Origin of the sequence: Cochlodiniinecator piscidefendens (genome assembly GCF_011326755.1) — a bacterium.
Taxonomy (GTDB): Bacteria; Pseudomonadota; Alphaproteobacteria; order Rhodobacterales; family Rhodobacteraceae; genus Cochlodiniinecator; species Cochlodiniinecator piscidefendens.
Map to the genome: position 1 here is coordinate 818,278 of NZ_JAAOIE010000001.1, position 18,663 is coordinate 836,940.

At 50.9% G+C, this 18,663-nt stretch carries 16 protein-coding genes; 7 read left to right on the forward strand and 9 right to left on the reverse strand.

Annotated features, from left to right (window positions below; genetic code table 11):
- Window positions 1-58 precede the first annotated feature (58 nt).
- Window positions 59-970: a pirin family protein gene (locus G9C99_RS04085; RefSeq protein ID WP_166416144.1), complete on the forward strand. Its 912-nt coding sequence runs from the start codon at window positions 59-61 to the stop codon at window positions 968-970.
- Here the strand turns inward: G9C99_RS04085 and G9C99_RS04090 are convergent.
- Window positions 967-1,557 (reverse strand): TetR/AcrR family transcriptional regulator, encoded by a 591-nt coding sequence (locus G9C99_RS04090; protein WP_166416145.1) that lies wholly within the window; start codon window positions 1,555-1,557, stop codon window positions 967-969. The genes G9C99_RS04085 and G9C99_RS04090 overlap by 4 nt on opposite strands.
- Window positions 1,558-1,674: 117 nt before the next feature.
- Between G9C99_RS04090 and G9C99_RS04095 the strand changes: the two genes are divergently transcribed.
- The gene (locus G9C99_RS04095) at window positions 1,675-1,968 is read left to right on the forward strand and encodes a hypothetical protein (RefSeq protein WP_166416146.1); all 294 of its coding nucleotides are present in this window, start codon (window positions 1,675-1,677) and stop codon (window positions 1,966-1,968) included.
- On the opposite strand, the gene G9C99_RS04100 is transcribed toward G9C99_RS04095, so the two are convergent.
- Both G9C99_RS04100 and G9C99_RS04105 read right to left on the reverse strand, forming a co-directional pair.
- Window positions 1,965-3,578, reverse strand: a complete 1,614-nt coding sequence (locus G9C99_RS04100) for an AMP-binding protein (RefSeq protein ID WP_166416147.1) — start codon at window positions 3,576-3,578, stop codon at window positions 1,965-1,967. The genes G9C99_RS04095 and G9C99_RS04100 overlap by 4 nt on opposite strands.
- Window positions 3,579-3,657: 79 nt before the next feature.
- Window positions 3,658-4,125, reverse strand: coding sequence for a hypothetical protein (locus G9C99_RS04105; protein WP_166416148.1), 468 nt, complete (start codon window positions 4,123-4,125; stop codon window positions 3,658-3,660).
- A gap of 84 nt (window positions 4,126-4,209) precedes the next feature.
- On the opposite strand from G9C99_RS04105, the gene moaA reads away from it, so the two are divergent.
- Window positions 4,210-5,229, forward strand: coding sequence for a GTP 3',8-cyclase MoaA (gene moaA, locus G9C99_RS04110; protein WP_166416149.1), 1,020 nt, complete (start codon window positions 4,210-4,212; stop codon window positions 5,227-5,229).
- Window positions 5,226-5,696 (forward strand): RES family NAD+ phosphorylase, encoded by a 471-nt coding sequence (locus G9C99_RS04115; protein WP_166416150.1) that lies wholly within the window; start codon window positions 5,226-5,228, stop codon window positions 5,694-5,696. Before moaA ends, G9C99_RS04115 begins: the two co-directional genes overlap by 4 nt.
- A 33-nt stretch (window positions 5,697-5,729) precedes the next feature.
- Here the strand turns inward: G9C99_RS04115 and G9C99_RS04120 are convergent, their stop codons facing one another.
- The 3 genes from G9C99_RS04120 to G9C99_RS04130 are packed head-to-tail and all read right to left on the reverse strand — an operon-like array spanning window position 5,730 to window position 9,940.
- A complete protein-coding gene (locus G9C99_RS04120) occupies window positions 5,730-6,893 on the reverse strand; it encodes a M20 aminoacylase family protein (RefSeq protein WP_166416151.1) in 1,164 nt (387 codons plus the stop codon).
- 3 nt (window positions 6,894-6,896) lie between these two features.
- Entirely contained in the window at window positions 6,897-8,069 is a 1,173-nt protein-coding gene (argE, locus tag G9C99_RS04125) for an acetylornithine deacetylase (RefSeq protein WP_166416152.1), read from the reverse strand.
- A gap of 47 nt (window positions 8,070-8,116) precedes the next feature.
- On the reverse strand, window positions 8,117-9,940 hold the full coding sequence (locus tag G9C99_RS04130) for an ABC transporter ATP-binding protein (protein ID WP_166416153.1): 1,824 nt from the start codon (window positions 9,938-9,940) through the stop codon (window positions 8,117-8,119).
- A 351-nt stretch (window positions 9,941-10,291) separates the two neighbouring features.
- On the opposite strand from G9C99_RS04130, the gene G9C99_RS04135 reads away from it, so the two are divergent.
- From G9C99_RS04135 to G9C99_RS04145, 3 genes are all read left to right on the forward strand, one after another.
- A complete protein-coding gene (locus tag G9C99_RS04135) occupies window positions 10,292-11,992 on the forward strand; it encodes a peptide ABC transporter substrate-binding protein (protein WP_166416154.1) in 1,701 nt (566 codons plus the stop codon).
- A gap of 66 nt (window positions 11,993-12,058) precedes the next feature.
- A complete protein-coding gene (locus G9C99_RS04140) occupies window positions 12,059-13,081 on the forward strand; it encodes an ABC transporter permease (protein ID WP_166416155.1) in 1,023 nt (340 codons plus the stop codon).
- Window positions 13,074-13,982 (forward strand): ABC transporter permease, encoded by a 909-nt coding sequence (locus tag G9C99_RS04145; protein WP_166416156.1) that lies wholly within the window; start codon window positions 13,074-13,076, stop codon window positions 13,980-13,982. The genes G9C99_RS04140 and G9C99_RS04145 overlap by 8 nt, the downstream gene beginning before the upstream one ends.
- Window positions 13,983-14,047: 65 nt before the next feature.
- Here the strand turns inward: G9C99_RS04145 and G9C99_RS04150 are convergent, their stop codons facing one another.
- From G9C99_RS04150 to G9C99_RS04160, 3 genes are all read right to left on the reverse strand, one after another.
- Complete coding sequence (locus tag G9C99_RS04150; protein WP_166416157.1) at window positions 14,048-15,331, reverse strand: DUF3422 family protein; 1,284 nt, start codon at window positions 15,329-15,331, stop codon at window positions 14,048-14,050.
- Window positions 15,332-15,502: 171 nt separating this feature from the next.
- On the reverse strand, window positions 15,503-16,936 hold the full coding sequence (locus tag G9C99_RS04155) for an NAD(P)(+) transhydrogenase (Re/Si-specific) subunit beta (RefSeq protein WP_166416158.1): 1,434 nt from the start codon (window positions 16,934-16,936) through the stop codon (window positions 15,503-15,505).
- 12 nt (window positions 16,937-16,948) lie between these two features.
- Window positions 16,949-18,520, reverse strand: coding sequence for a Re/Si-specific NAD(P)(+) transhydrogenase subunit alpha (locus tag G9C99_RS04160; protein ID WP_166416159.1), 1,572 nt, complete (start codon window positions 18,518-18,520; stop codon window positions 16,949-16,951).
- Window positions 18,521-18,663: the final 143 nt, after the last annotated feature.

Below are 18,663 nucleotides of genomic sequence, written 5' to 3' on the forward strand. Positions count from 1 at the left end.
CCAACCCTGCACATAAGGCCACGTTGGCTTATATTCGATGTGAAAGGAGGGCAAAGTCATGTCGATACGCCCTATTAAATCTCAGAGTCTCGCTGTGCCGACTATCGAAGGCGCAGGCGTTAAGTTGCATCGCGCCTTTGGGTTTTCAAAACCCAAAGCGCTTGATCCATTTCTGCTATTTGACGATTTTCGCAATGACAATCCCGAGGATTATCAAGCGGGATTTCCATGGCATCCCCATCGTGGCATCGAAACAATCACCTATGTATTAGACGGCACAGTAGAACACAGTGACAGCCTCGGCAACAGAGGTGAACTTGGCCCCGGCAGCGTCCAATGGATGACCGCAGGGTCCGGCATTTTGCATCAAGAGCTTCCCCGTGGAAATGCCCGTGGTCAGATGCATGGCTTTCAACTTTGGTCCAACCTCCCACGCGATCTAAAAATGACAGCCCCGCGATACCAAGACATGGCCGCTTCTGACATTCCCCTCATTGAGGAAGACGACGGGACAAAGGTCAAAGTGATTATCGGGTCCTTTTGGGGGCAAACCGGCCCCATCGACGGGATCGCAGCTGACCCACAATACTTAGACATTTCTATTCCACCCGGTGTAAAAAAGACCTTTCCACTTGATACCTACAGGCGCGCATTTGCTTATGTCTTTTCTGGCTCAGGGGCCTTTTCGGACGCGTCTGCACCTATCGGTGTTTTATTAGAAAAAGAAGTGCGCGGCGAAGAGGTCAATATTCGCGATTTATCTGGCAACCGAACATTGATCCAATTCGACAGCGGAGATGAAGTGTCCGTTCAAGCTGGCGAAAAAGGACTGCGGTTTCTACTCATTTCAGGTGCCCCAATTGAGGAACCCGTCGCGTGGCACGGCCCAATTGTCATGAACACACCTGAAGAATTGAAAACTGCATTTTCAGAGCTGCGCAATGGAACCTTCATCAAACCTGCGCATTAAGCCGCAACAGAATTGCGGACCATATCCCAGTAAATGCTTTGGACCGTTTCGCGGTCCAAACGCCCCCCATCGCGATACCAGGTGTTCACCCCAGTCAACATCGCGATAACGGCCAAAGTCGCCAACTTTGTATCTGGAACTGCAAATATCCCAGTGTCTTGGCCATTCTTCAAAATACCGCCCAGCACATTTTCATATTGCTTACGCAGCCCTTCGACTACGGAAAAGTTGTCGTCATCCAGATTTCTCAATTCCATATATGCAATAAAAACAGCCTCTTGGCGATCTGCATGGAAGCCAATGTGGAACCGAACAAAAGCCTCTAGATCTTCCATCGGTCCGATACTGTTGGGGTGATGAAGCTGCCAAGCCTCAAGCAATTCCTCAAGATGCCCCTTCATCAAATCAAACAAAAGCGATTGCTTATCTTTGGTATAAAGGTAAAGCGCCCCCGCCTGCACACCCACGTCTTTTGCAATTTGGCGCATGGATACAGCTGCAAAACCGTGACGTGCAAAAAGCGTCTGCGCCGCAGCGCGGACCCGCGGACCAGTAATATCTGAATGAGAACCTGTTTTTCGTGCCATACCCTCTGTCTATATGAACATACGTTCAGTTCAAGAGTAGATCATCTAGGTGTCTTTTGCTTGTGGGGCCTGCAGCAAGTTCGTATAAATGAAACGAATGAATGTAAGGGGCAGTCAATGCAACTCCGCCAGATTATGATTGCGCTCCTTTTGCCAGCGATGGGTGCCTGCGCACAGTTTCCATCTGTCGATGCGTCCGTCTCTGACCGCGCGCGCCAAGCTGATTTTCCGACGCTATTGCCAATGGATCAATTGACTCAATATAATACACCGCCCCAAATTGATGACGCTCTGGTCGGATCATTAGAGGCCCGCGTTGCAAACCTGCGAGCACGTGCAGCACGGTTGCGGGGGCAGGTGATTAGCCAACAAACCCGTCAATACCTGCAAGACGGCGCAGCGCGACTTTAGCAGTCGCGCAAAGATCGCCGCATGACTTTTCCTGTGGCTGTTGTGGGCAAAGCCTTCATCACGACAATAGACTTCGGCGCGACGTGTGGGCTAACCTTGGCCTTCACACGATTAATGAGCACCGTTTCAAGACCTTCCCATTCCGCGCCCTCACGCAGCACCACAAACGCTTTAACAATTTCGGTGCGCAGTTTGTCGGGAACTCCGACCGCAGCGGCCTGAAGCACGTCAGGATGCCCTGTCAAACAATGTTCGATCTCGCCCGGACCGATACGATAACCTGCGGATGTAATCACATCGTCGTCACGTGATAGGAATTTAAAATACCCATCTGCATCCCGAACACCCAGATCCCCAGTCAGCAACCAATCGCCTCGGAATTTTTTGGCAGTTTCTTCTGGCTTATTCCAATACCTAAGAAACATAACCGGATCAGGTGCGCGAACAGCAATTTCGCCCGCCTCACCATCAGGTACGATCTGCCCGTCAGCGCCAAATATCGCCACGTCATGCCCTGGCACCGCGCGCCCCATTGTACCGGGTTTGCGTACACCTGCGGATGCAGACCCTGACACCACGAGATTGCATTCCGTCTGGCCATAAATTTCGTTTATCTCAGCCCCAAGTACATCAGATCCCCAAGCCAACAGTTCAGAGGATAGGCTTTCCCCACCAGAGGAGATTGACCTGATTTTCACGTCGTTCGGAACTGAAGCATGCTGCATCATTTTCAGAGCAGTCGGTGGCAAAAACAGATTTTTGACGCGCTGACGAGCGATAAGCTCAAAGGCAGCATCTGAATCAAACTTGCGCATACGATGACTGACCAACGGGACTCCGTAGTAAAGGCACGGCATCGCCAAATCCATCAGCCCACCAATCCAAGCCCAATCAGCAGGCGTCCAACCGCAATCGTCAGGTTGCGGCAAAAACCCGTGATGCACTTCGACCGCCGGTAAATGCCCAAGCAAAAACCGGTGCGCGTGTAGTGCCCCCTTTGGTGATCCCGTTGTGCCAGAGGTGTAAATTAAAACAGCCGGATCATCAGCACGAGTTTGCACTTGAATGGGTTTAGCTGAGGCTTTGGCCATTTCTTCGGTCAAAACACATACAGGTGCCTTGGCTGGATCGGTACAAAGGACATGCGCAAGTTCTGGCAGCTCTGGCCATATGTCCAAAAGCTTTGGCAAATTGGCCCCATCTGTAAGGGCAATTTTTGCCCCACTGTCAAAAAGACGATACCGCAGCGCCTCCTCACCAAACAGCGTAAACAAAGGCAATGCAATCGCACCTAATTTATACGCCGCAAAATGCGCCAACAGCACCTCAGGCCCTTGCGCCAAATAAATAGCAACGCGATCCCCTGCCCCCACGCCCCGCGCGCGAAATGCATGCGCGAGCCTATTGGCCCCTTCTTCTAACTGCCCATAACTCCAACGTTGCTCAGAGCCATCTTCGAAAATGTGAATAAGCGCGGGTTTTTCCGGCGACTTCTGTGCCCAGCTGCTGCAACAGACATCCGCCATGTTGAAATGTTCGGGAACATTCCAGCGAAATGAATTAATGATCTCGGACCAATCCTGAGATGGTGTTATCAACCGTCGTTCCATGTCGCAGCTCCAAATAAATGAACACTCGTTCAATTAATTGAATGAAAGCGCCTTAGCTGTCAAGCCGCAATGAAATCACTTAATTTTGAAAAACCTCAATAACCGGCAATCCAGTCAGAGAAACACCAAGCAAACGCATCGCTGCCAACGACACCTGGCTGCCTGCACCAACGTCTTGCTCTAACGGTATCAACGTCACTTCGACAGTTTCCCCCGTTTCATCTGATCGAATATACCCCGACGTTTCCGATTGAACCAACGGCGTTTTCACCCAGAACCCCTGATCAGTCGGATCACCCAAGCTGGCAATGGTTTGCCCCAAAGAAACAGCACCTTGCGCCTCGGTTTCTGTCACGACAGCTGCAGTGCGCTCTTCGGTTGTAGTGGTATCAAAAGCTTCTGCCGTGGCAGGGCCACTTGGCTCAACAATCGCAATTTCTGGACGAGGCGAAGGTCGGGTCGCCTCTGAATTTTCGGTCACGCGTGGTCCGAATACGGAACACCCTGTGGCGCCAATGCAGGCCATCATCAATACATACTTTTTCATACTGAAACTCTACGCCGCATTGGACATTGCTTCAATGTGAACTTCGCTCTTGTGGCAACGTCGGCGGAAGCTTACCTTCGCGCTATGACACAGCCAAAAGCCAGCCCGACTCTCATTGACCCTTTTCAACGCGCAATTACCTATTTGCGCGTCTCCGTCACGGATCGCTGTGATTTTCGCTGTGTTTACTGCATGTCTGAGGATATGACGTTTCTGCCCAAGAAAGAGCTTCTAACACTCGAAGAGTTGGATCGCCTGTGCAGTTCATTTGTTGATCTTGGCGTGGAAAAGCTGCGCATTACCGGGGGCGAGCCTTTGGTGCGGCGTGGCATTATGACCTTTATGCAATCGATGTCACGGCATCTTGAAAGTGGTGCGCTAAAGGAACTCACCCTTACAACCAATGGATCGCAATTGGCCAAATACGCTGATGACCTTGCCAAAGCCGGTGTGAAACGCGTCAATATTTCCCTCGATACTTTAGATGAGGAAAAGTTTGCGCGCGTTACCCGTTGGGGGCGTTTGCCTCAGGTTTTAAAAGGAATTGATGCAGCGCAGAATGCAGGACTTCGTGTCAAAATTAACGCGGTCGCTGTAAAGGGTGTCAATGATGATGAACTCTTTACCTTAACCGAATGGTGTGCAGAGCGTGATCTGGACCTTACCTTTATCGAAGTAATGCCAATGGGCGATATTGGGAACGAAGATCGCCTAGATCAATATTGGTCTCTCAAGGATTTAAGAGCAGAAATCGAAACCCGCTATACGACAGTTGACCTTCCTGACCGTACAGGTGGCCCTGCGCGATATTTTCAGATCGTTGAAACCGGTCAAAAAATTGGGTTGATCACGCCACTTTCCCATAACTTCTGTGAGAGCTGTAATCGGGTTCGCATAACCTGCACCGGCGAAATCTATACGTGTTTGGGTCAAGAAGGCAAAGCTGACCTGCGTGGGCCGCTGCGAGAATCTGAAGGCAACGCTCCTCTTGTTGCCGCTATCCACGCGGCAATCGGGCAAAAACCTAAAGGGCACGATTTCGATTATTCGCGGCAGCGCGCAGATGGTCAAATGTCGCGCCACATGAGCCATACAGGCGGATGACCCGACCAAGGACAAACGGTATTTTCTACCGGCTTATCCTTAAACCTCCATCTGATCCTTTACAGCGTGCCCAAAGCCCCGAAGGGCGATTTCACCACAACGGCCAAACTGCATTTTACCTGTCGCCAACCAAAGCTTGGGCTCTAAAAACGATGGCCCGCTACGTCGCGGATGACGACAGGCCGACCTACCTGCGCTACGCATTAAACGACGCGGTGCTACTTGATCTCAGAAAAAGTGATGAACGCGCCAAATTTGATTTCACCCTATCTGACATTCGGTCTGCGTGGCACGAAGATCGCGCCCTAGGGCACCCGGCCCCCAGTTGGGGCATTTCAGATGTCGCGCGGGGCGCAGGGTTTAACGGTATGATTTACCCATCACGGACAGAACTTAAACGTTGGAACATCGTTCTGTTTCAGTGGAACAATAAAACGGGCCCACAACTGACACATGAACCTGAATGAAAGGGCGGGATTTCTCCCGCCCTCTTTATCTTTTTAAGCCGCAGGCATGCGGTTTTCGACAATTCCGGCCCACCAGCTGCAACCAGCGGGAATGGCCTCATCATCAAAATTATATTCGGGATGGTGCACCGCAGCCGTATCTCCGTTACCCATCAAAATATAAGCACCTGGACGTGCATTCAGCATAAAGGCGAAATCTTCGCCGCCCATAACCAACGGAGCATCATCACATCCGCCGGAAATTTTGCTCGCGACATCTGCTGCAAACTCAGTTTGCTCTTCGGCATTCACCATCACCGGATAACCGCGTTTATAGTCAACAACGGCCTTGGCCCCGAAAACTTCGGCGGTGGTTTCCGCGATTTTGATCAATTTCGCTTCGGCCAAATCCTGAACATCGTTGTCCAAGGTCCGCACAGTACCGCGCAGCTTAACCTTTTGAGGGATCACATTGTGCGCTTTGGATTCCGTTTCAAAAGACGTGACCGATACCACGACTTGCTCAACTGGGTTCACATTGCGTGAAGCGATAGATTGCAAAGCGATGACAATGTGGCTCGCGACCAAAGTTGTATCAATCGTTTCATGTGGCTTGGCAGCATGGCCGCCTTGCCCCTCAACAAAAATCTCAAACTGATCAGCTGCGGCAAAAAATGACCCTGGACGAATAGCAAAACTACCAACTGCGTGACCCGGCCAATTGTGCATGCCGTAGACTTCGTCGATGTTCCAGCGGTCCATCATTCCGTCGTCGACCATTTCTTTGCCGCCGCCACCGCCTTCTTCAGCGGGTTGGAAAATCACAACACATGTGCCGTCAAAATTACGTGTTTCGGCCAGATACTTTGCCGCGCCCAACAACATCGCTGTGTGTCCATCGTGGCCGCAAGCATGCATTTTACCCGGTGTTTTTGACGCGTAGTCTAGGCCAGTCGCCTCAAGAATTGGCAAAGCATCCATATCGGCGCGCAACCCGATGGTTTTGCCAGATGTATTTGTTTTGCCTTTGATCACCGCAACGACACCCGTGCGGCCAATCCCAGTAGCAATTTCATCAACGCCAAACTCTTTCAGACGCTCTTCGACAAACGCAGAAGTTTCGTGCGTATCAAACAGCAGTTCAGGATTTTCATGCAAATGGCGTCGCCATCCCGCAATTTCCGGCTGTAGCTCAGCAAATCTGTTCTTAATCGGCATCGTTTAGTCCTTCGTCAGATGATCAACCAGCCGACGCATGAATTGCTCTCCGGCTTCAAATTCGGATTTCTCGATAAACTCATTGGGTTGGTGGGCTTGTGCGATATCGCCCGGCCCGCAGATAACACTAGAATAGCCACGCTCCTGAAACTGGCCTGCCTCAGTGCCATAGGACACAACATGAACGCCGTTATCCCCGGTGATTGACCGCACAAGTGCCTCAGCCGCGCCGTTTTCTTCGGGCCGCAAGGGCGGCACATCAAAATCAGGCGTGAGCTCGACACCCGTATCCGGATGACGTGCCTTCATCTCGGCATCTAACTTATTGGCAAAGGCAAACAGCCGCGTTTCATACATTTCGTGGCTTTCATCAGCCACTGTGCGAACATCCAGATCAAAACGACATTCACCCGCTGTGATATTACCAGCGGTGCCACCTTGGATCGTTCCACAATGTATCGTCGAAAAGGGTGGATCAAACATCGCAGCAACATCTGAGGGCGTAGCAGCTTGGATCTCAGCGTTGGTTTCATTGATCCACTGCAAAAGCTTTGCACCTTCGTGAATAGCCGAAACACCTTGGTTCAAAAGCGATGAGTGAACCTCAAAACCGGTTACTTTTACATCCCAACCAACGCCGCCTTTATGGCCAGTCACCGATTGCATAGTCGATGGTTCACCAATAATTGCCGCTGCCGCCTTAGGGAAGTCAGAATTGGCAATCATATGATCAATCATCGGTGGCGCACCTGTGCAGCCAATTTCTTCGTCATAGGACAATGCGATCTGCAAAGGACGTTTAATATCAGTTTGTGCCGCCTGCCCCATTGCCCAAAGCGCGAGACCGTTAAACCCCTTCATATCGCAGGTTCCACGCCCGTAGTAGCGGCCATCGCGCTCAATCACAGTGAAGGGGTCGCTGTCCCAATCTTGCCCATCGATCGGAACAACATCGGTATGCCCCGACAAAACAACACCGCCATCGATGTTTGGCCCAACGGAAGCATAGAGTGCAGCCTTTGTTCCATCTTCATTCGGGACGCGGGTCGATGAAATACCGTGAGAAGAAAGATAGCTTTCCACCCAATCCACCAGTTCAAGGTTGCTGTCGCGACTGACAGTTGGAAATGAGATCAGCTTTGTCATGATCTCAAGGGCAGAAAGTTTCATTCTCATCGTCGTTCCTGATTTTTCTTTGTGAATAGCATGGTGCTTGTCCCTAATCAGTACCAGTCGCCATTCAGAACAAAATGTTCCGGCGAAACTTCGGTATAAGTTGATGGGCCGGCCACATGACCTTCGGGGAAGATCGGAGATGGAATTGGCTTAAAGTTCAGTTCCTTGCCAATCATCTTTTTGCGTGGGTCCGCGACGGGCACAGCAGACAAAAGCGATTTTGTATAAGCGTGTTGCGGGTTTTCAAAGATCGCAGCACGCGGTCCGATTTCCACAATACGACCTAAATACATAACAGCGGTCTGGTGGCTCACCCGTTCGACAACGGCCATGTCATGACTGATAAACAGCATCGCGATACCCAGATCCTGTTGCAGCTCCAGTAACAGGTTCAGCACTTGCGCCTGAACGGACACATCAAGCGCAGAAACAGCCTCATCCGCGACAATCAATTTCGGGCTAAGTGCGAGCGCCCGCGCAATCGCGATCCTTTGGCGTTGCCCTCCGGACATTTCATGCGGATACCGACGCAAAAAGCTGCGCGGCAATTCAACCCGATCAAATAAGGTTGCAACGCGGTCCATCAACGATGACCCACTATCAATCCCGTAATTGCGCAATGGTTCGGCCACTTGATCAACCAAACGCACCTGCGGATTAAGAGACGCAAAGGGGTCTTGGAAAATCATCTGCATGTTGCGCCGCGCCGCACGCAATTCAGTTTGGTTCATCGCGACAACGTCTTGGTCGTCCATGATGATGCTGCCCGACGTTGGCTCAACCAATCGTAGCAAAGAACGCCCAGCCGTCGATTTTCCACATCCAGATTCACCTACCAAAGACAAAGTTTGCCCTGCTTTGATTTTGAACGACACATCTTCGACGGCGTGGACATTCGCCACAGTCTTGCGCATCAACCCCTTCTTAACCGGGAACCGCGTGATAAGGTTTTTCACTTCAAGCAGCGTCTCTGGCGCGACAACAGGGCCTTTGTTTTCTGCTCTTGAATACTCTTGGCCCAAAATACGCATTGGCTCAGGGGCGGCTTTACCGCTCATTTCGCCCAAACGTGGCACCGCAGCCAACAAAGCCTTTGTGTAGTCTTCTTTTGGGTTCTCGAAGATTTCCTCGACGGTTCCCTCTTCAACCATGTTTCCGCGATACATTACCAAAACACGATCAGCCATTTGTGCCACAACGGCCATGTCGTGGGTGATAAACATCACGGCCATATTGTTTTCGCGTTTTAGCCGATCAATCAACGCCAAGATTTCGGCTTGGATCGTTACATCAAGCGCAGTGGTCGGTTCGTCTGCGATCAGCAGCTTTGGCTCACACGCCATTGCAATCGCGATCACAACACGTTGGCGCATCCCACCCGACAATTCATGTGGGTATTGGGTCATGCGGCGTTCCGGTTCTGGAATACGCACCTGACGCAGAAGCTCTAGTGCGCGTTCTGTCGCCTGAGCATCGTTCATCCGTTTGTGAACCTTAAGTCCCTCTTTCAGCTGACGCCCGACCGTAAACACCGGATTTAGGGCTGTCATTGGTTCCTGAAAGATCATCGCGATTTCGTTTCCGCGAATGGTCCGCATCAAATCGGAATCAGCATCTTTGATCTCAAGCGCGTTTTCATTGTCGCGTTTAAACTTAATAGAACCGCCAGCAATGGCACCGCCACCGAACTCAACCAAACGCATAAGCGACAGCGAAGAAACTGATTTTCCAGACCCGGATTCACCAACAATACATAGGGTTTCGCCGGGTGCGATTTCAAACGAAACATCCTCGACCCCAACGACAGTGCCCCCCGATGTTTCAAACTCTACACGCAGATTTTCAATATCGACAAGTGGTTGATCCAACATGGTTGGCCAGGCTCCTTTAGGTGATGCGCCACAGGCTATGCGTGAAAACAGCACCATGTCAAACAGGTTCATAGCTCAGAGATTCGCTTCAAATCGATACACTTTCCGCTTTTTCAGAGAGCGCTAACAAAAGTGACCTTACGTCAAAGTTTAAACAATTGATCAAATTTCCGTTAGTTTATTGAATATTTGGCAACGTCAACCAATATGCTTGCAATTCTCCTCCGGATTGCGTGAACTGAGGTTAGTTTTTCAAATTCGCACGAAACGGTTTTTCCAAAATGATGCGAACCGAAAAACAAACCTTTCTGTTGTTTCTTTCATGAAACAACGACCAACAAGGAGAGAAGAATGAATCTCAAAGCAACTCTGCTCGGCGCCGCCGCTGCATTTGCTATGGCCCCTATGGCTATGGCTGAGCGCGGTTCTGATGGCCACGTCAATATTATCTATTGGCAAGCACCATCGCTCATGAACCCCTATCTTTCAGGTGGTACTAAAGATCTTGAGGCAGCCAGCCTCGTCATCGAACCCCTTGCACGCTACGACGAAACCGGTGCGATTGTTCCTTGGCTCGTTGATACCGTGCCTACCGTCGAAAACGGTGGCGTGGCCGAAGATCTGACATCTATCACCTGGACACTTAGTGAAGGTCTACTTTGGTCCGATGGTACACCTGTAACCTCTGCTGATGTGCGTTTCTCATGGGAATACTGCACCGCAGAAGGTGGCGGTTGTGCGCAGTCTGAAAAATACAACGATGTTACCGATGTTGAAATCGTAGATGACCGCACTGTCATCGTTCATTTCGGCATCTCTAAACCATTCCCATATGGTCCGTTTGTTGGCGCTCAGTCTCCAATCATCCAAGCTTCACAGTTTGCAGATTGCTTAGGCGCTGCGGCGCCGTCTTGCACCGATGCAAACTTTAGCCCGATCGGTACAGGCCCGTTCACAGTGACTGATTTCCGTCCAAACGACGTAATCTCACTTGAAGCGAACCAAAACTACCGTGACGCGAACTTACCTGCGTTTTCATCAGTGACCTTCAAAGGGGGCGGCGACGCAACTGCTGCAGGTCGTGCGGTTCTGGAAACAGGCGAATTTGACTACGCTTGGAACCTGCAACTCGCACCAGATGTTCTTGCAAACATGCAATCAGCTGGCCAAGGCCAGATCGTTTCAGGCTTTGGTACATTGGTTGAACGCATCATGGTCAACATGACCGATGTAAACCCAGATCTGGGCGAAGAGCGCGGCACAGCTGCACATCCACACCCATTCCTGACTGACAGAGATGTACGTCAAGCGCTCTCCATGGCGATTGACCGCGCATTGCTGACTGAAATCGGGTATGGTGATGCTGGCCGTCCAAGCTGTAACGTGCTTCCTGCACCTGCAATCTACGCATCAACTGCAAATGATGGTTGCCTCGTGCAAGACATCGCAGGCGCAAATGCTTTGCTAGACGCTGCTGGTTGGGAACGTGGTTCTGATGGTGTGCGTGAACGTGATGGCGTCCGTCTGTCCATGCTGTACCAAACATCCACAAATGCCGTTCGTCAGGATTTCCAAGCACTGATCAAACAGTGGTGGAGTGAAATCGGTGTAGAAACAGAATTGCGCAACCTCGACGCATCTGTGTTCTTCGGTGGTGACCCTGCGTCTCCTGATACCTTCCAGAAGTTCTTTGCTGACGTTGAAATGTACGCAAACAACTTTGATGGTACTGACCCAGAAAGCTACATGGCGAACTGGGCTTGTGAACAGGCACCGCGTCCTGAAACACAATGGCAGGGCAACAACATGCCGCGCTTCTGTTCAGAAGAATACGACGCACTCGTTGCAGAGATGTCCACAACTGGCGACATCAACGAACGTGCACGTTTGGCCAAAGCGATGAACGACATGCTTATGCAAGAATATGTCATCATCCCATTGGTTGACCGTGGTCGTGTATCTGCACATTCAAATACCCTAGGTGGTGTGATCCTCAACACTTGGGATTCTGAATTGTGGAACGCTGCTGACTGGCATCGCCTAAGCAACTAATACCGCTCATGATCTGCTCGCCTTTCGGCGGGCAGATTCCCTTTGGCGCGACCCTTCGAGGATCCCATGTTAAACTTCACGATCCGTCGGTTGCTTTTGGCAATTCCGACGCTTCTTTTTATCTCCCTTATCATCTTTTTGTTGCTGACTCTCGCTCCCGGCGATCCAACGGCCAACCTGCCGCTGTCGATCCCACCTGAGGTAAAACAACAAATCCGCGAAAGCCTTGGCTTAGGCCAAGCTTGGTACATTCGCTTTGTCCTATGGGTCAAAGCCTTCTACATCACCGAACCCCTTTACCTGATTGAGTCGCTCACAGGATGGGATGTCTATGGTGATCAACAGCGTGTACTTAGCTGGCAGTTCCGCTCCCCTGTTATGGATATTGTAACGCAGCGTCTCCCCCAGACACTTTGGGTGGTTGGCTTAGCTTATCTCGTTGGGGCACTGATCGCTGTTCCAATCGGGATCATATCAGCCTACCGGCAATATTCCATGTTTGACCAAATCGGTACGTTTGTGTCGATGATCGGATTTTCGGTTCCGACATTCTTCACAGGTGTTTTGCTGATCGTTATCTTTTCGGTTTGGATGCCTTTAGATAGTTTCTTTTGGTTGCCGTCGATCTACGACACGACCCTTGAAGTAACCAATTGGGAAACCTTTGTTAAACAAGTCCGGCAAATGATTTTGCCCGTGACTGTGCTTGCACTCTTCAACGCGGCACAAATCAGCCGTTTCATGCGTGCATCGATGTTGGACAATTTAAACCAAGACTACGTGCGCACAGCACGCGCCAAGGGTCTCAGCGAAAAGACCGTGGTCTTTGTCCATGTATTGCGCAATTCGATGATCCCAGTGGTCACTGTGATCGCACTCGGTGTTCCACAAGTGTTTGGCGGAGCAATCATCACGGAACAGGTTTTCAAAGTGAATGGCCTTGGCCAACTCTTGATTACCGCAATTCAGGCCAGTGACATTCCGACGGTGCAAACGCTGACGGTTATCTTTGCGGCCCTCATCATCTTCTTTAACTTGATTGCCGACATTCTCTACGGCGTCCTTGATCCGAGGATCCGCTATGACTGATATCACTGAAATCCAAGAAAACGCATCCCGTAGCCAATGGTGGGATGTCTGGGACCAGTTTAAATCGCACCGCGGTGCCTTGATCGGCGCTGGGTTCTTTTTGATCATTGTGTTTGGCGTAACCTTTGGCCCATGGTTGTGGACGATTGACCCAACCTACATTGATATTCGCGCCAGAAACCAAGGTCCTAGTTTTGCCCACCCCTTTGGCACCGACCAATTGGGGCGTGACACGCTGGCACGGATGATCAAAGGCGGACAAACCTCTATGTCCGTAGGGCTTGTCGCCATGGCGCTTGCCTTGTTCTTAGGAACATTCATTGGTGTGGTGGCAGGTTTCTTTAAGAAACTTGACGGCCCACTAATGCGCCTGACGGATCTGTTCCTTGCCTTACCATTGCTCCCGCTTCTGTTGGTTATGGTTATGTTGTTCCGGGATACTCTATCGTCGATCTTTGGTCCTGAGATGGGGATCTTTGTTTTGATGGTGACAGCAATCGGGATCACCAGCTGGATGCCCACAGCACGTATTGTACGCGGCGATGTTTTGGCAATCAAAGAACGTGAATTCGTTCTGGCTGCCCGGTCTATTGGAACGTCCAACCAAAAGATGATCATGCGGCATATTCTGCCAAATGTTCTAAGCCCAATTATGGTGTCTGCAACGCTCGGTATTGCCAATGCGATTATCACCGAAAGTGCGTTGTCGTTCCTTGGCCTTGGCTTCCCGCCGGATTTCCCAACTTGGGGACGTCTGTTGTTTGATAGCGTTGATTATCTCCAACAATACCCTGAACGCGTTATGTGGCCCGGTCTTGCGATTTCGTTCACCGTTCTCGCTGTGAACTATGTCGGTGACGGTCTACGCGATGCATTAGATCCGCGTATTCGTGGTCGATAGAATATTAAGAGAAAAAAAAGGCGGCTTGGTGCCGCCTTTTTCATGCCAACCATGCACCCTAAGTTTTAATGCGCTGAGTTTCGGATTTTTCGAATAATCGCCCAAACGCCCAAAATCACCGCCGGTGTCAAAAGTGCGGTCAGCGTATATTTTTCCAACCCAAACGTGCTGCCAATAGGCCATAACGCGTAAGTGGCCAGATTAACCGCGTAGTAGCTGATCGCAACAACCGATAGGCCCTCTACTGTTTTTTGCAATTGTAGCTGCACGTCTGCACGCCGATCCATGCTTTCAAGCACCTTTTGGTTCTGCGCTGATCTTTCGACATCCACCCGTGTCCGCAACAACTCCCCTACCCGCGTTGCACGTTCCGCCATTCGGGTAAGTTGTTCCCGCATAGATCGTACAGTTCGCATCGCAGGGTCAAAACGGCGCAACATAAATTCAGCAAAAGTCTGCCGGTGTTCAAATCGCTCTTCGCGCAGAACTTCAATCCGCTGTGCAACAATCGTTTCGTAGGCCCCGGTTCCCGCAAACCGGAACGCTGTCTGCGCCAACAGATTTTCAAGTTTGGCTGAAATAGGCAGCAGCGCATTCAAAGTGGTTTCGGGTGAGGTTACCTCATTTTCCATGTCGTTGACGACTTCGCGAAGTTGCTCATCAAATTCCCCGAGCTTACGGGATATTTCACGCGCCCGTGCAAACCCAAGCATCGACATAGTTTTATATGTCTCAATTTCACACATACGCTGAATGATCTGCCCAACCGTTCGCGCATTGGTTTCGGGCGGTACAAAAACAGCAAACCGCATGTGCCCTTCAGAATCTATCCTAAAATCAGCAGCAATCACTGCAGAACCATCCAACACACGACTGACCGCTAGGCTTTCTGGTACAAACCACTGCCGTAATTTTGGGCTTATGTCAGCATCTGTTGTGCCCTCTTCGACACGCACTAACGCCGAAGTCAATCGCGTGCCCGGAGCGTCTTTCAACCATTCTTTTGGAAACATGGAAAAGGTGCTTCCGTCAAATGGTCGCTCAGCAACCCCCTCCCCAAACAGAGTGTAAGTTACAAATTCAGTATGGCTTTCCCATTTCAAATACGCTTTTCCGATTTCACCGAAATAATGTGTCGCGCCAGGTTGCGGGTGCGCTGCACCATGACGATCCAATAAAGCAATCAGGTGTTTACGATCGGCATCTTTGTCACGTGATGCTGCATCAGTCGGACGCTTTAACGCAATGAAGGCCGCTCGACACGGAGCAGACATCGCAGGAAAAGGGCGTGCGTGTAGTTCATTTGATAACGCATAGCGCATCGGGTGGTCGATGATGTGTTGTTCCATCTCAGAAACTCTTTTTGCTGTTCGGAACCCTTTTTCGATTTTTGACCAATTGTAAATGGAAAACGGAGTTGTTTCAAAATGTTACAGGATACATCCGTATACAAACACCCATAAAAGCAAAAAGCGCCCCGCTTACAAAACAGGGCGCTTTTCCTTTTTTAGTTAGATAACTTATTGAATCATAGTCAGCAATTGATCGAGGGATGATTTCGCATCGCCATAGAACATGCGCGTGTTTTCTTTAAAGAACAGCGGGTTTTCGATGCCGGAATATCCGGTACCCTGACCACGTTTAGAAACAAACACCTGCTTGGCTTTCCAGCATTCAAGAACCGGCATCCCAGCGATTGGGCTGTTTGGATCTTCTTGCGCTGCAGGGTTCACGATGTCATTGGAACCAATCACAATCGCAACGTCAGTTTCAGGGAAATCATCGTTGATTTCATCCATCTCCATCACGATGTCATAAGGTACCTTAGCCTCGGCCAGCAAAACATTCATGTGGCCCGGCAAACGTCCCGCAACGGGGTGGATCGCAAAGCGAACGTTCTTGCCTTTCGCGCGCAAACGACGGGTGAGTTCCGCCACATTTTGCTGTGCTTGCGCAACTGCCATGCCATACCCCGGAATGATCACGATGCTGTCCGCGTCTTCCAAAGCTGCTGCAACGCCATCTGCTTCAATCGCGATTTGTTCGCCCTCGACTTCCATCTGAGGACCAGATGTGCCACCAAAGCCGCCCAAAATCACGCTCACAAACGAACGGTTCATCGCCTTACACATGATGTAGCTGAGGATCGCACCAGAGGAGCCGACCAACGCACCAACAACGATCAACAAATCATTGCCAAGGCTAAAGCCAATCGCCGCTGCCGCCCAACCAGAATAGCTGTTCAACATTGAAACAACCACAGGCATGTCAGCCCCGCCAATCCCCATAATCAGGTGATATCCGATAAAGAGCGCAGCCAAGGTCATCAAGAACAGGGGCAAAAACCCACCGGTGTTGAAGTACCAAATCAAACACAGAACGGAAATAACGGCCGCCCCAGCGTTCAACATGTGCCCACCCGGTAGTTTTTCGGCTGCCGACGATAGCTTGCCCGCAAGTTTGCCATAGGCGACAACTGACCCGGTAAAGGTCACCGCACCGATAAAGATGCCAAGGAACACTTCGACCCGCAGGATGTTGATCTCAACCGGTGATTTGTGTGCCAAAAGCCCGGCAAATCCTTCAAGTCCGGCACGTTCCTCGTGGCTCATCGCCAAAACGTTGCCCAGTTCAAGATGGGCGTTATAGCCAACAAAAACCGCAGCCAAACCCACAAGCGAATGCATCGCTGCCACCAGCTGTGGCATCTCGGTCATCTGCACCCGTTGTGCGACCTGATACCCGATCAGACCACCGCCTGCGATCAGCAGAAGCGATAGCAACCACAGACCAGAACCGGGTCCGACCAAGGTTGCAAACACCGCCAGCGCCATGCCGACAATGCCGTACCACACCGCGCGCTTTGCGCTTTCTTGTCCAGATAACCCGCCAAGTGACAGAATAAAGAGGACCGCCGCGACCACATAGGCCGCTGTTGTAAATCCGAAATCCATAATCCCTACCCCTTATGATTTCTGGAACATGGCGAGCATGCGCCGAGTCACGAGGAAGCCACCGAAAATATTGATCCCAGCCATAAAGACCGAAAGCGCGGCAAGCAGGATCACCAAGAAAGAACCAGATCCGATTTGCATCAAGGCCCCCAAAATGATGATTGACGAAATCGCATTGGTCACCGCCATCAATGGCGTGTGCAGACTGTGGCTGACGTTCCAGATCACTTGGAACCCGACGAACACAGAAAGAACAAACACGATAAAGTGCTGCATAAAGCTGGCCGGAGCGACCAAGCCAACGCCCAACAACAACACCGCACCAACTGTCAGCAAAGTGACCTGCTGTTTGGTTTGCTGCTTAAATGCTGCGACTTCGGCTGCACGCTTTTCTTCGGGTGTTAGTTCTGGAACCACTTCCTTGGGCTTGGCCGCGATGGCCTGCACTTTGGGCGGTGGCGGTGGGAACGTGATCTCACCTTCAAAGGTCACGGTTGCGCCGCGGATCACATCATCTTCCATGTCGTGATTGATCTGACCATCTTTTTCAGGGGTCAAATCTGTCATCATGTGGCGAATGTTGGTTGCATAAAGCGTTGAAGCCTGCGCCGCCATCCGAGATGGGAAATCGGTATACCCAACGATGGTCACACCGTTTTCGGTCACGATCTTTTCGTCCATCACCGTCAGTTTACAGTTGCCGCCTTTTTCCGCCGCAAGGTCAACAATGACCGAACCCGGCTTCATCGCGGCAACCATATCTTCTGTCCACAATTCGGGCGCTTCGCGGTTCGGGATCAATGCCGTGGTGATGACAATGTCAATCTCAGGCGCAAGTTCGCGGAATTTTGCAAGCTGCGCTTCGCGGAACTCTGGGCTGGACACGGATGCATAGCCACCAGATGACGCGCCGTCTTGCTGTTCTTCCTCAAAATCGAGGAAGACAAATTCAGCCCCCATGGATTCAACTTGCTCGGCGACTTCGGGACGCACGTCAAATGCATAGGTGATCGCACCCAAAGATGTCGCCGTACCAATCGCCGCCAGACCAGCAACACCTGCCCCAACAACCAAAACCTTGGCTGGTGGCACTTTGCCTGCTGCGGTAATCTGACCTGTAAAGAAGCGGCCGAAATTGTTGCCTGCCTCAATCACCGCGCGATAGCCCGCGATATTGGCCATAGATGACAAAGCATCCATTTTTTGCGCGCGGCTGATGCGTGGAACCATTTCCATCGCGATCACGTTTGCGCCCTTGGCTTTCGCTGCTTCCATCCCGGACTCATTCGCCGCCGGATTAAAGAACGAAATCAAAGTCTGACTTTTGCGCAGGCGCTTTAGCTCAGTGTCATTGGGTTGGCGCACCTTGGCGACAATATCCGCAGCCTTAAACAAAGCTGCACCCGTTTTGACAATTTCAACATTTGCACTCTGATACGTTTCATCAGAAAACCCTGCCGCTGCCCCGGCTCCGGTTTCGATGACACATTCATATCCAAGCTTTTGTAACTGAATCGCGCTTTCAGGGGTCATCGCAACGCGCGCTTCCCCCTCAAATATTTCCTTTGGTACGCCGATCTTCACGAACGCTGTCCCCCTTGATAGCCCCTTGGCAAGAAAAAGGTCCTGCTTTGCAGAACCCCTCCCCTTCATGAAACATTCATGTAGGTCATCTCATACCGGGCGAAACAATATTACGCAAGAATGATGGCGCAAACAGGAAAAAA

What these genes read in the sequence shown, in the direction of transcription:
- G9C99_RS04085 (WP_166416144.1), top strand. Translation starts at nt 59, where the DNA reads ATGTCGATACGCCCTATTAAATCTCAGAGTCTCGCTGTGCCGACTATC.
- G9C99_RS04090 (WP_166416145.1), bottom strand. Translation starts at nt 1,557, where the DNA reads ATGGCACGAAAAACAGGTTCTCATTCAGATATTACTGGTCCGCGGGTC.
- G9C99_RS04095 (WP_166416146.1), top strand. Translation starts at nt 1,675, where the DNA reads ATGCAACTCCGCCAGATTATGATTGCGCTCCTTTTGCCAGCGATGGGT.
- G9C99_RS04100 (WP_166416147.1), bottom strand. Translation starts at nt 3,578, where the DNA reads ATGGAACGACGGTTGATAACACCATCTCAGGATTGGTCCGAGATCATT.
- G9C99_RS04105 (WP_166416148.1), bottom strand. Translation starts at nt 4,125, where the DNA reads ATGAAAAAGTATGTATTGATGATGGCCTGCATTGGCGCCACAGGGTGT.
- moaA (WP_166416149.1), top strand. Translation starts at nt 4,210, where the DNA reads ATGACACAGCCAAAAGCCAGCCCGACTCTCATTGACCCTTTTCAACGC.
- G9C99_RS04115 (WP_166416150.1), top strand. Translation starts at nt 5,226, where the DNA reads ATGACCCGACCAAGGACAAACGGTATTTTCTACCGGCTTATCCTTAAA.
- G9C99_RS04120 (WP_166416151.1), bottom strand. Translation starts at nt 6,893, where the DNA reads ATGCCGATTAAGAACAGATTTGCTGAGCTACAGCCGGAAATTGCGGGA.
- argE (WP_166416152.1), bottom strand. Translation starts at nt 8,069, where the DNA reads ATGAGAATGAAACTTTCTGCCCTTGAGATCATGACAAAGCTGATCTCA.
- G9C99_RS04130 (WP_166416153.1), bottom strand. Translation starts at nt 9,940, where the DNA reads ATGTTGGATCAACCACTTGTCGATATTGAAAATCTGCGTGTAGAGTTT.
- G9C99_RS04135 (WP_166416154.1), top strand. Translation starts at nt 10,292, where the DNA reads ATGAATCTCAAAGCAACTCTGCTCGGCGCCGCCGCTGCATTTGCTATG.
- G9C99_RS04140 (WP_166416155.1), top strand. Translation starts at nt 12,059, where the DNA reads ATGTTAAACTTCACGATCCGTCGGTTGCTTTTGGCAATTCCGACGCTT.
- G9C99_RS04145 (WP_166416156.1), top strand. Translation starts at nt 13,074, where the DNA reads ATGACTGATATCACTGAAATCCAAGAAAACGCATCCCGTAGCCAATGG.
- G9C99_RS04150 (WP_166416157.1), bottom strand. Translation starts at nt 15,331, where the DNA reads ATGGAACAACACATCATCGACCACCCGATGCGCTATGCGTTATCAAAT.
- G9C99_RS04155 (WP_166416158.1), bottom strand. Translation starts at nt 16,936, where the DNA reads ATGGATTTCGGATTTACAACAGCGGCCTATGTGGTCGCGGCGGTCCTC.